Raw genomic sequence first — 12,314 nt, forward strand, 5'->3', positions numbered from 1 at the left:
GGCCCCCCGTTCGGGGTGCCGCGCCGTGACGTTTCTGCTTCCCAGCACGGGTGAAAAGCATGCTGGAAGCTGCAAGGATCCGCTGGCGGGAGCCGGTGCGGTGAGCCTCAGCTCGCGTCCTCCTCGCGCACCGCACGGCGCGCGTCGGGGTTCAGCACGCCCCAGGAGATGAGCTGCTCGGTGAGGATCGACGGCGACTGGTCGTAGATGACCGCCAGGGTGCGCAGGTCGTCCTGGCGGATCGACAGCACCTTGCCGTTGTAGTCGCCGCGCTGGCTCTGGATGGTCGCCGCGTAGCGCTGCAGCGGGCCGGCCTTCTCGGAGGGGACCTGGGTCAGTCTCTCCAGGTCGAGGACCAGGCGCGGCGGCGGCTCGGCCGCGCCGCCGGGGGTGCCGCCGGGCAGCAGCTCCTGCACCGGGACGCCGTAGAACTCCGCCAGTTCGGCCAGCCGCTGCACGGTGACCGCACGGTCGCCGCGCTCGTACGAGCCGACGACGACTGCCTTCCAGCGCCCCTGGGACTTCTCCTCGACACCATGCAGGGAGAGACCCTGCTGAGTGCGGATCGCTCGGAGCTTGCCTCCGAGTTGCTTCGCGTAGTCGCTGGACATTGATCTCCCCGGACGAGATTGCTTCGCGTTCAGTGGTGGGTCACGGGCGATTGTCGACGCCGTTACCGGTGGGTTCGAACTCCGTCTCGTAACTCACTGTGAGGTTACGTAGAGTAAGGTAGTTGCGTCAAGCCGAATGGGGCAGTCGTGCGAATGGCCCGCATCGTCGGCGCGTCCGGGGTGTTAACCCCCGGAAGCGGAATGGTGGACTTCTGTTTGCCGTCCCGGGCGCTGCTAGGATGACCCGAAGCCCACGCCGACCCGGCGGGGGCGATCCCAGACATCCTTTAAGGCCCGTCCAGTGAGGCGGGGAAGGAGGTCCGCTTCGGCATGACCGCACACCGAGAACCCACGCTGCAGGAACCGACGCCGCGGCCGCCGCACCAGGTGCTGGACGGCACGGACATCGCCCGGGTCATCACCCGGATAGCACACGAGATCGTCGAGCGCGCCAAGGGCGCGGAGGACGTCGTGCTGCTCGGCATCCACACCAGGGGCGTCCACCTCGCCCGCCGCCTGCACGGCCGGCTGGCCCAGATCACCGGGCGCGAGATCCCGCTGGGCACCCTGGACATCACCATGTACCGGGACGACCTGCGGCTGAAGCCCGCCCGGGCCCTGGAGCACACCGAGATCCCGCCCGGCGGCATCGACGGCAAACTCGTCGTCCTGGTCGACGACGTGCTCTTCTCCGGCCGCACCATCCGCGCCGCGCTCGACGCGCTGAACGACATCGGCCGGCCGCGCGCCGTCCAGCTCGCCGTCCTGGTCGACCGCGGCCACCGCGAGCTGCCGATCCGCGCGGACTACGTGGGCAAGAACCTCCCCACCTCGCTGCGCGAGGCCGTGCAGGTGCGCCTCTCCGACAGCGACGGCGTGGACGCCGTCCTGGTCGGGGACCGCGACTTCGCGTCACGCTCCTCGCAGGCCATGGCCGCCAAGCCGTCCGAACCGCACCTCCCGGAGTAACCCGCGTGAAGCGCCACCTCGTCTCCGCCGCCGATCTCAGCCGCGACGACGCGCTGCTGATCCTGGACACCGCCGAGGAGCTGGCCCAGCTCTCCGGCCGGGCCGTCAAGAAGCTGCCCACGCTGCGCGGCCGTACCGTCGTCAACCTCTTCTTCGAGGACTCCACCCGGACGAAGACCTCCTTCGAGGTCGCCGAGAAGCGCCTCTCGGCCGACGTCATCAACTTCTCCGCCAAGGGCTCCTCGGTCTCCAAGGGCGAGAGCCTCAAGGACACCGCGCTGACCCTGCAGGCCATGGGCGCCGACGCGGTGGTCATCCGCCACCACGCCTCGGGCGCGCCGGCCCGGCTGGCCCAGTCCGACTGGCTGCACGGCAGTGTGATCAACGCCGGTGACGGCACCCACGAGCACCCCACCCAGGCACTGCTCGACGCCTTCACCATGCGTCGCCACCTCAACCCGGGCGCCGGCCACGATCTCGCGGGCCGCCGGGTGACGATCGTCGGCGACGTCCTGCACAGCCGGGTCGCCCGCTCCAACGTCCACCTGCTGAACACCCTCGGTGCCCAGGTCACCTTCGTCGCCCCGCCGACGCTGCTGCCGATCGGCATCCGGAACTGGCCCTGCGAGGTCAGCTACGACCTGGACAGCGTGCTCCCCAAGACGGACGCGCTGATGATGCTGCGGGTGCAGCGCGAGCGGATGAACGCCGCGTTCTTCCCGACCGAGCGCGAGTACAGCCGCCGCTACGGCATGAACGGCCTGCGGCTGGCCCAGCTGCCGGAGCACGCGATCGTGATGCACCCCGGCCCGATGGTCCGCGGCATGGAGATCACCGCCGAGGTCGCCGACTCGCCGCGCTGCACCGCGGTCGAGCAGGTCGCCAACGGCGTCTCCGTCCGGATGGCCGTGCTCTACCTGCTGCTCGGCGGAGCCACCCTCGCCGACGCCCCCGCCGACGCCCCCCGCACCGAGACCGTGGAGACCGCTCAGTGACCACCTACCTGATCCGCAACGCCCAGATCCTCGGCGGCGCCCCCCAGGACCTCCTCCTCGCCGACGGCGTGATCAAGGAGATCGGTACCGGCCTGACGGCCGAGGCGGACATCGAGATCGACGCCACCGGGCTGGTCGCGCTCCCCGGCCTGGTCGACCTGCACACCCACCTGCGCGAGCCCGGCCGCGAGGACGCCGAGACCGTGCTCACCGGCACCCGGGCCGCCGCGATGGGCGGCTTCACCGCCGTGCACGCGATGGCCAACACCACCCCGGTGGCCGACACCGCCGGCGTCGTCGAGCAGGTCTGGCGGCTCGGCCAGGAGGCCGGCTACTGCGACGTGCAGCCGGTCGGCGCCGTCACCGTCGGCCTGGAGGGCAAGAAGCTCGCCGAGCTCGGCGCGATGCACGAGTCCGCCGCCAACGTCCGGGTCTTCTCCGACGACGGCAAGTGCGTGGACGACGCGGTGCTGATGCGCCGCGCCCTGGAGTACGTCAAGGCCTTCGACGGCGTCGTCGCCCAGCACGCCCAGGAGCCGCGGCTGACCGAGGGCGCCCAGATGAACGAGGGCCAGGTCTCCGGCGAGCTCGGGCTCGGCGGCTGGCCGGCCGTCGCCGAGGAGTCGATCATCGCCCGCGACGTGCTGCTCGCCGCGCACGTCGGCTCCCGGCTGCACGTCTGCCACGTCTCCACGGCCGGCTCGGTCGAGATCATCCGCTGGGCCAAGGCCAAGGGCTGGGACGTCACCGCCGAGGTGACCCCGCACCACCTGCTGCTCACCGACGAACTGGTCCGCTCCTACGACCCGGTGTACAAGGTGAACCCGCCGCTGCGCACCGCCGAGGACGTCCAGGCGCTGCGCAAGGCGCTCGCCGACGGCACCATCGACGCCGTCGCCACCGACCACGCGCCGCACCCGGCCGAGGACAAGGACTGCGAGTGGGCCGTCGCCGCGATGGGCATGGTCGGCCTGGAGACCGCGCTGTCGGTCGTCCAGCAGACCATGGTCGATACCGGCCTGCTGAACTGGGCGGGCGTCGCCGACCGGATGTCGCACCGCCCGGCCCGGATCGGCCGTCTCACCGGGCACGGCCGGCCGATCTCGGTGGGCGAGCCTGCCAACCTGGTGCTGTTCGATCCCGCGTACCGTGGTGCCGTGAACCCGGACAGCTTCGCCACCCGCAGCCGTAACACCCCCTACAAGGGCCTGGACCTGCCCGGACGGGTGCACGCCACCTTCCTGCGCGGGCGCGCCACCGTGCTGGCCGGCGAGCCGGCCGAGCGGGACGGCGCGCAGTGATGGACTACGCCACCCTCGCCAAGGAACAGGCGAAGGTCACCAACTGGCCCGGGTACATCGGCTGGTCCGTCGGCCTGCTGATCCTGATCGGCCTCGTCTACTGGCTGATGCGCCAGGGCTGGAACTGGCGGCGCACCCTGCAGTCCGGGATCCCGCCGCTGCCCGCCGTGCCCGACCGGGCCGGGCGCACCATCCTGGAGACCAGCGGCCGGTACCACGGCACGACCACCGCCGGGAACTGGCTCGACCGGGTCGTCGCGCACGGCCTGGGCACCCGCAGCCGGGCCGACCTCACCCTCGGCGAGGACGGCCTGCTGGTCCGCCGCCCCGGCGACGTCGACCTCTGGATCCCGGCCGCGAACCTGGCCGGTGCCCGCACGGACTCCGGGATCGCCGGCAAGGTCGTCCCGTCCGGGCTGCTCGTCGTCACCTGGACGCTCCCCCAGCCTTCGGCCGGGGGGACCCCCATGGGCACCATTGAGCTGGACTCCGGCTTCCGGGCCGACCACCCCGACGAGCACGCCGCCTGGGTCGAGGCGATCGCTCACCTTGCCACACGTACGCAGACGAAGATGACGGAAGAGGCCGCGCAATGACCGCACCTGCCCCCACCACGCAGCGCCGACGGCGGGAGCGTGTCGCCGCCGTGCTCGTCCTGGAGGACGGCCGGACCTTCCGCGGCCAGGCCTACGGCGCGATCGGCGAGACCTTCGGCGAGGCGGTCTTCAACACCGGCATGTCCGGCTACCAGGAGACCCTGACCGACCCGTCGTACCACCGCCAGGTGGTCGTGATGACCGCCCCGCAGATCGGCAACACCGGCTGGAACGACGAGGACGACGAGTCCCGGCAGATCTGGGTCGCCGGCTACGTCGTGCGCGACCCCGCCCGGATCGCCTCCAACTGGCGCTCGCGCCGCTCGCTCGACGAGGAACTGGTCCGCCAGGGCGTCGTCGGCATCAGCGGCATCGACACCCGCGCGCTGACCCGCCACCTGCGCGAGCGCGGCGCGATGCGCTGCGGCATCTTCTCCGGCGAGACGCTGGCCGACCCGGCCACCCTGCTCGCCCGGGTGCAGCAGTCGCCCGAGATGAAGGGCGCCGACCTGTGCGCCGAGGTCGCCACCACCGAGCCGTACGTGGTGCCCGCCATCGGTGAGAAGAAGTTCACCGTCGCCGCGCTGGACCTCGGCATCAAGGCGATGACCCCGCAGCGGATGGCCGAGCGCGGCATCGAGGTGCACGTGCTGCCCGCGAACTCCACCCTGGAGGACGTCTACGCGGTCAACCCGGACGGCGTCTTCTTCTCCAACGGCCCGGGCGACCCGGCCACCGCCGACCACCAGGTCGCCGTGGCGCAGGGCGTGCTGGAGCGCAAGACCCCGTTCTTCGGGATCTGCTTCGGCAACCAGATCCTCGGCCGCGCCCTGGGCTTCGGCACCTACAAGCTCAAGTACGGCCACCGCGGCATCAACCAGCCGGTGCAGGACCGCACCACCGGCAAGGTCGAGGTGACCGCCCACAACCACGGCTTCGCCGTGAACGCCCCGCTGGACAAGGTGAGCGACACCCCGTACGGGCGGGTCGAGGTCTCCCACGTCTGCCTGAACGACGACGTGGTCGAGGGCCTGCAGGCGCTCGACGTCCCCGCCTTCAGCGTGCAGTACCACCCCGAAGCGGCCGCCGGTCCGCACGACGCCGCCTACCTGTTCGACCGCTTCGTGAAGCTTCTGGAGGGCCAGCGTGCCTAAGCGCACTGACATCAAGTCCGTCCTGGTGATCGGCTCCGGCCCGATCGTGATCGGCCAGGCCGCCGAGTTCGACTACTCGGGTACGCAGGCGTGCCGGGTGCTCAAGGCCGAGGGCCTGCGGGTCATCCTGGTCAACTCCAACCCGGCCACGATCATGACCGACCCGGAGATCGCCGACGCCACCTACGTCGAGCCGATCACCCCGGAGTTCGTCGAGAAGATCATCGCCAAGGAGCGCCCCGACGCCCTCCTGCCGACCCTCGGCGGCCAGACCGCGCTCAACACCGCGATCTCGCTGGACGCCAACGGCGTGCTCGCCAAGTACAACGTCGAGCTGATCGGCGCCAAGGTCGAGTCGATCCACAAGGGCGAGGACCGCGAGCTCTTCAAGGGCGTCGTCGAGGCCGTCAACGCCAAGATCGGCCACGGCGAGTCCGCCCGCTCGGTCATCTGCCACACCATGGACGAGGTGCTGGCCGGCGTCGACACGCTCGGCGGCTACCCGGTCGTCGTGCGCCCCTCCTTCACCATGGGCGGCGCCGGCTCCGGCTTCGCCCACGACGAGGAGGACCTGCGCCGCATCGCCGGCCAGGGCCTGACCCTCTCGCCGACCACCGAGGTGCTCCTGGAGGAGTCCATCCTCGGCTGGAAGGAGTACGAGCTGGAGCTGATGCGCGACAAGCAGGACAACGTCGTGGTCGTCTGCTCCATCGAGAACTTCGACCCGATGGGCGTGCACACCGGTGACTCGATCACCGTCGCCCCGGCGATGACCCTCACCGACCGTGAGTACCAGATCCTGCGCGACGTCGGCATCGCCGTCATCCGCGAGGTCGGCGTCGACACCGGCGGCTGCAACATCCAGTTCGCCGTCAACCCCGAAGACGGCCGGGTCATCGTCATCGAGATGAACCCGCGGGTGTCCCGCTCCTCGGCGCTCGCCTCCAAGGCCACCGGCTTCCCGATCGCCAAGATCGCCGCCAAGCTGGCCGTCGGCTACACCCTGGACGAGATCCCCAACGACATCACCGAGGAGACCCCGGCCTCCTTCGAGCCGACCCTCGACTACGTCGTGGTCAAGGTGCCGCGGTTCGCGTTCGAGAAGTTCCCGAGCGCCGACGCGACGCTGACCACCACCATGAAGTCGGTCGGCGAGGCCATGGCCATGGGCCGCAACTTCCCCGAGGCGCTGCAGAAGGCGCTGCGCTCGCTGGAGAAGAAGGGCTCCCAGTTCTCCTGGACCGGCCCGGTGGGCGAGAAGGCCGCGCTGCTGACCAAGGCCGGCGTGCCGACCGACGGCCGGATCAACACCGTGATGGAGGCGATCCGGGCCGGCGCCACCCCGGAGGAGGTGTTCGAGGCCACCAAGATCGACCCGTGGTTCGTCGACCAGCTCTTCCTGCTGGACGAGATCGCCGGCGAGCTGGCCGACGCCGCCGAGCTCACCCCCGACCTGCTGCGCCACGCCAAGCGCCACGGCTTCTCCGACCAGCAGGTCGGCGAGATCCGCGGCCTGAAGCCGGACGTGGTCCGCGAGGTGCGCCACGCCCTCGGCATCCGCCCGGTGTTCAAGACCGTCGACACCTGCGCCGCCGAGTTCGCCGCCAAGACCCCGTACTTCTACTCGTCCTACGACGAGGAGAACGAGGTCGCCCCGCGCACCAAGCCCGCCGTGATCATCCTGGGCTCCGGCCCGAACCGCATCGGCCAGGGCATCGAGTTCGACTACTCCTGCGTGCACGCCTCCTTCGCGCTCGCCGATGCCGGGTACGAGACCGTCATGGTCAACTGCAACCCGGAGACCGTCTCCACCGACTACGACACCTCCGACCGGCTCTACTTCGAGCCGCTCACCCTGGAGGACGTGCTGGAGATCGTCCACGCCGAGCAGCAGGCAGGCCCGCTCGCCGGTGTGATCGTCCAGCTCGGCGGCCAGACCCCGCTGGGCCTGGCCCAGGCGCTCAAGGACAACGGCGTGCCGATCGTCGGCACCCAGCCCGAGGCGATCGACCTCGCCGAGGAGCGCGGCGCCTTCGGCCGCGTCCTGCGCGACGCCGGCCTGCCCGCGCCCAAGCACGGCACCGCCTTCTCCTTCGAGGAGGCCAAGGCGATCGCGGACGAGATCGGCTACCCGGTCCTCGCCCGCCCGTCCTACGTGCTCGGCGGCCGCGGCATGGAGATCGTCTACGACGAGGCCTCGCTCGCCTCCTACCTGGAGCGGCACGCCGGTCTGATCTCCGAGCACCCGGTGCTCATCGACCGCTTCCTGGACGACGCGGTGGAGATCGACGTCGACGCGCTCTACGACGGCACCGAGCTCTACCTCGGCGGCGTCATGGAGCACATCGAGGAGGCCGGCATCCACTCCGGCGACTCCGCCTGCGCGCTGCCCCCGATCACCCTCGGCGGCCACGACATCAAGCGCCTGCGCGCCTCCACCGAGGCCATCGCGCGCGGCGTCGGGGTGCGCGGTCTGATCAACATCCAGTTCGCCCTCTCCGGCGACATCCTGTACGTCCTGGAGGCCAACCCGCGCGCCTCCCGGACCGTCCCGTTCACCTCCAAGGCGACCGCCGTGCCGCTGGCCAAGGCCGCCGCCCGGGTCTCGCTCGGCGCCACCATCGCCGAGCTGCGCGCCGAGGGCCTGCTCCCGGCCGAGGGCGACGGCGGCACCCTGCCCGCCGACGCGCCGATCGCGGTCAAGGAGGCCGTGATGCCGTGGAGCCGCTTCCGCGACGTGCACGGCCGCGGCGTGGACACCGTGCTCGGCCCGGAGATGCGCTCGACCGGTGAGGTCATGGGCATCGACAAGGTCTTCGGCACCGCCTACGCGAAGGCCCAGGCCGGCGCCTACGGCGCGCTGCCGACCAAGGGCAAGGTCTTCGTCTCGGTCGCCAACCGCGACAAGCGCAACCTGGTCTTCCCGGCCCGTGCGCTCGTCAGCCTCGGCTTCGAGGTGCTCGCCACCGCCGGCACCGCCGAGGTGCTGCAGCGCGGCGGCATCCCGTCCACGCTGGTGCGCAAGCACAGCGAGGGCGAGGGTCCCAACGGCGAGAAGACCATCGTCCAGCTGATCCACGACGGTGAGGTCGACCTCATCATCAACACGCCGTACGGCACCGGTGGCCGCCTCGACGGCTACGAGATCCGCACCGCGGCCGTGGCCCGCGCGGTGCCCTGCCTGACCACCGTCCAGGCGATGGGCGCGGCCGTCCAGGGCATCGACCGGCTGCTGCGCGACGAGGTCGGGGTGATGTCGCTCCAGGAGCACGCCGAGCTGATCAACGCCGGCCGCAAGTAGCACCACCGTAGTGGGGGGCACCGAAGCCAGTCGGGTGCCCCCCACTCTTGTGCCCGAATCCGTTTTTCGCTGCGGGAGTTGAACCACCCTTGTACAAGCTTCTGTTCGACCTGGTCTTCAAGAAGATGGACCCCGAGAAGGCCCACCACCTGGCCTTCTTCTGGATCCGGCTCGCCTCCTCGGTGCCCGGCCTGCGCACCCTGGTGCGGCTGGTGCTCGCCCCGCGCGACCGCGCCCTGCGCACCGGCGCCCTCGGCCTCGACCTGCCCGGCCCGTTCGGCCTCGCGGCCGGCTTCGACAAGAACGGCGTCGGCATCGACGGCCTGGCCATGCTCGGCTTCGACTACGTCGAGATCGGCACCATCACCGGCGAGCCCCAGCCCGGCAACCCCGCGCCCCGGCTGTTCCGCCTGGTCGAGGACCGCGCGCTGATCAACCGGATGGGCTTCAACAACCAGGGCTCGGCCCGGGTCGCCGCCCGCCTGGCGGCCCGCCCGCACACCAGCTCCACCCCGGTGATCGGCGTCAACATCGGCAAGACCAAGGTCGTCGAGGAGGCCGACGCGGTCGCCGACTACGTCAAGTCCACCGAGCGGCTGGCCAAGTACGCCGACTACCTGGTGGTCAACGTCAGCTCGCCGAACACCCCCGGGCTGCGCAACCTGCAGGCCGTCGACCACCTGCGCCCGCTGCTCACCGCCGTCCGCGAGGCCGCCGACCGCACCACCGCGCACCACGTGCCGCTGCTGGTCAAGATCGCCCCCGACCTGGCCGACGAGGACGTCGACGCGGTCGCCGACCTCGCCCTGGAGCTGGGCCTGGACGGCATCATCGCCACCAACACCACGATCGGCCGCGAGGGCCTGCGCACCGACGCCGGGCGGGTCGAGGAGATCGGCATGGGCGGCCTGTCCGGCGCCCCGCTCAAGGCCCGCGCCCTGGAGGTCCTGCAGCGGCTGCGCGCCCGGACCGAGGGGCGGCTGACCCTGGTCTCGGTCGGCGGCATCGAGACCGCCGAGGACGCCTGGCAGCGGATCGTCCACGGCGCCGACCTGGTCCAGGGCTACAGCGCCTTCATCTACGAGGGCCCGCTCTGGTGCCGGAAGATCCACCGGGGCCTGTCCGCCCGGCTCCGGGCCGCGGGCTTCCGCGACCTCGCCTCGGCGGTCGGCAGCGCCGTGCGCAGTTCGTGAGCGACCCGGCTCCCGGCACGACCCGACGACCCGTACGACCCTCGGACCATTCGGAAAGGACGACATGACCCTCGCCCCGTTCGGCGCCCGGCTGCGCCAGGCCCTCGACACCCGCGGCCAGCTCTGCGTCGGCATCGACCCGCACGCCTCCCTGCTCGCCGCCTGGGGGCTCGGCGACGACCTCGCCGGGCTGGAGACCTTCAGCCGCACCGTGGTCGAGGCGCTGGCCGACCGGGTGGCCGTCCTCAAGCCGCAGGCCGCCTTCTTCGAGCGCTTCGGCAGCAAGGGCGTCGCGGTGCTGGAGAAGACCGTCGAGGAGGCCCGGGCGGCCGGCGCGCTGGTCCTGATGGACGCCAAGCGCGGCGACATCGGCTCCACCATGGCCGCCTACGCGGAGGCCTTCCTGTCGCCCGCCAGCCCGCTGTTCTCGGACGCCGTGACGGTCAGCCCGTACCTGGGCTTCGGCTCGCTGCGCCCGGCCCTGGACCTGGCCCGGGAGCAGGGCTGCGGCGTGTTCGCGCTGGCGCTCACCTCCAACCCGGAGGGTGCCGAGGTGCAGCGCGCGGTGGGCGCGGACGGCGAGTCGGTCGCGGCCTCGGTGCTGCGGCAGCTGGCGGCCGAGAACGCGGGCGCCGCGCCGCTGGGCTCCTTCGGCGCGGTGGTCGGCGCGACGCTGGCCGACGCGGGCGTCGAGCTGGCCATCAACGGCCCGCTGCTGGCCCCGGGGATCGGCGCCCAGGGGGCGACCATGGCGGACCTGCCGCGGGTGTTCGGTGCGTCGGTGATCAACGTGGTGCCCAGCGTGAGCCGGGACGTGCTCAAGCACGGGCCCTCGGTGCCGGCGCTGCGGGAGGCGGCGGACCGCTTCGTCGGCGAGTTCGCGGACGCGGTCAAGTAGCCGCCCGGTGACCCTGTGGAGTGTCCGCAGGGTGGCGACGGCGCCGCGGAGTTGACGTGAGCGCCGTCACATCGGGACTGTCAAAGTCTCGCAATCGCGGTCATTTTGCCCTGGAAAGTCCTGGTCGGCCTTGGCTGACCAGGACTTTTCGTGTTCTTTTCCTGACGTGGCGCCGCAATACGGGTAGTGTCCGGCGATAGGTCATCGGCGAGCCGTGATTTTCGCGGCTCCCGCAGGTCAGGGCCTTGTGGTTCCCCTTGCGGACGGTCTCCTGGGTACCAAACCAGTCCTAGCTCAATTCCTTCCATCCACACCTGAGGTGAATGGCGTGGCTCTTCCGCCCCTTACCCCTGAACAGCGCACCGCCGCGCTCGCCAAGGCCGCCGAGGCTCGCCGGGAGCGCGCCGAGGTCAAGAACCGACTCAAGCACTCCGGCGCCTCCCTGCACGAGGTGATCAAGGCCGGCAAGGCCGACAACGACGTCATCGGCAAGATGAAGGTCTCGGCCCTGCTGGAGTCGCTTCCGGGCGTCGGCAAGGTCCGTGCAAAGCAGATCATGGAGCGCCTCGGCATCAGCGAGAGCCGGCGTGTCCGGGGTCTCGGCACGAACCAGATCGCCTCCCTGGAGCGGGAGTTCGGCGGGGGTGCCGCCTGACCGTGCCCCGGTGGTCCCGTCATCGTCCGCGATCCGGGATAATCGGTGCATGAGTGAGCGTCCGCGGCTGACCGTGCTCTCCGGCCCCTCGGGGGTCGGCAAGAGCACGGTCGTCGCTCATATGAGGAAGATGCACCCCGAGGTCTGGCTCTCGGTGTCGGCGACGACCCGGCACCCGAGGCCCGGCGAGAAGAACGGGGTCCAGTACCACTTCGTCGACAACGACGAGTTCGACAAGCTGATCGCCAACGGCGAGCTGCTGGAATGGGCCGAGTTCGCCGGGAACCGCTACGGCACCCCGCGCGCGGCCGTGCTGGAGAAGCTGGAGCGCGGCGAGCCCGTGCTGCTGGAGATCGACCTGCAGGGCGCCCGGCAGGTGCGCGAGTCGATGCCCGAGGCGCAGCTCGTCTTCCTGGCCCCGCCGAGCTGGGACGAGCTGGTCCGCCGGCTGACCGGCCGGGGCACCGAGTCGCAGGACGTGATCGCGAAGCGGCTCGACGCCGCCAAGGTCGAGCTCGCGGCCGAGACCGAGTTCGACACGACCCTTGTCAACACCTCCGTCGAGCAGGTAGCGGCCGAACTGCTAGCCTTGCTCGGTGTAGCCTGACCTGTCTGTCTTTTCCACCCTTTCGGAAGGTTTT

11 protein-coding genes are annotated in these 12,314 nt (G+C 71.0%); 10 read left to right on the forward strand and 1 reads right to left on the reverse strand.

Going from position 1 to position 12,314, the window contains the following annotated elements:
* Nucleotides 1–107: 107 nt before the first annotated feature.
* A complete protein-coding gene (bldD, locus tag ACZ52J_RS09370; RefSeq protein ID WP_030056198.1) occupies nt 108–611 on the reverse strand; it encodes a transcriptional regulator BldD in 504 nt (167 codons plus the stop codon).
* 330 nt (nt 612–941) lie between these two features.
* Between bldD and pyrR the strand changes: the two genes are divergently transcribed.
* From pyrR to gmk, 10 genes are all read left to right on the forward strand, one after another.
* Nucleotides 942–1,580, forward strand: a complete 639-nt coding sequence (pyrR, locus tag ACZ52J_RS09375) for a bifunctional pyr operon transcriptional regulator/uracil phosphoribosyltransferase PyrR (protein WP_465617106.1) — start codon at nt 942–944, stop codon at nt 1,578–1,580.
* A gap of 5 nt (nt 1,581–1,585) precedes the next feature.
* On the forward strand, nt 1,586–2,575 hold the full coding sequence (locus ACZ52J_RS09380; protein WP_360507545.1) for an aspartate carbamoyltransferase catalytic subunit: 990 nt from the start codon (nt 1,586–1,588) through the stop codon (nt 2,573–2,575).
* Complete coding sequence (locus tag ACZ52J_RS09385) at nt 2,572–3,876, forward strand: dihydroorotase (protein ID WP_360507542.1); 1,305 nt, start codon at nt 2,572–2,574, stop codon at nt 3,874–3,876. Before ACZ52J_RS09380 ends, ACZ52J_RS09385 begins: the two co-directional genes overlap by 4 nt.
* The gene (locus ACZ52J_RS09390) at nt 3,876–4,472 is read left to right on the forward strand and encodes a PH-like domain-containing protein (protein WP_465617109.1); all 597 of its coding nucleotides are present in this window, start codon (nt 3,876–3,878) and stop codon (nt 4,470–4,472) included. Before ACZ52J_RS09385 ends, ACZ52J_RS09390 begins: the two co-directional genes overlap by 1 nt.
* Nucleotides 4,469–5,626, forward strand: a complete 1,158-nt coding sequence (gene carA, locus ACZ52J_RS09395) for a glutamine-hydrolyzing carbamoyl-phosphate synthase small subunit (RefSeq protein ID WP_360507536.1) — start codon at nt 4,469–4,471, stop codon at nt 5,624–5,626. The genes ACZ52J_RS09390 and carA overlap by 4 nt, the downstream gene beginning before the upstream one ends.
* Entirely contained in the window at nt 5,619–8,927 is a 3,309-nt protein-coding gene (gene carB, locus ACZ52J_RS09400) for a carbamoyl-phosphate synthase large subunit (RefSeq protein WP_465617111.1), read from the forward strand. The genes carA and carB overlap by 8 nt, the downstream gene beginning before the upstream one ends.
* Before the next feature lie 89 nt (nt 8,928–9,016).
* Nucleotides 9,017–10,120: a quinone-dependent dihydroorotate dehydrogenase gene (locus ACZ52J_RS09405; protein WP_465617113.1), complete on the forward strand. Its 1,104-nt coding sequence runs from the start codon at nt 9,017–9,019 to the stop codon at nt 10,118–10,120.
* A 64-nt stretch (nt 10,121–10,184) separates the two neighbouring features.
* Complete coding sequence (gene pyrF / locus ACZ52J_RS09410; RefSeq protein WP_465617115.1) at nt 10,185–11,018, forward strand: orotidine-5'-phosphate decarboxylase; 834 nt, start codon at nt 10,185–10,187, stop codon at nt 11,016–11,018.
* A gap of 328 nt (nt 11,019–11,346) precedes the next feature.
* A complete protein-coding gene (gene mihF / locus ACZ52J_RS09415; RefSeq protein ID WP_030056187.1) occupies nt 11,347–11,673 on the forward strand; it encodes an integration host factor, actinobacterial type in 327 nt (108 codons plus the stop codon).
* 49 nt (nt 11,674–11,722) lie between these two features.
* Nucleotides 11,723–12,280: a guanylate kinase gene (gene gmk / locus ACZ52J_RS09420; protein ID WP_360507522.1), complete on the forward strand. Its 558-nt coding sequence runs from the start codon at nt 11,723–11,725 to the stop codon at nt 12,278–12,280.
* Nucleotides 12,281–12,314 lie beyond the last annotated feature (34 nt).

This window comes from Kitasatospora sp. NPDC034035 (assembly GCF_055575755.1).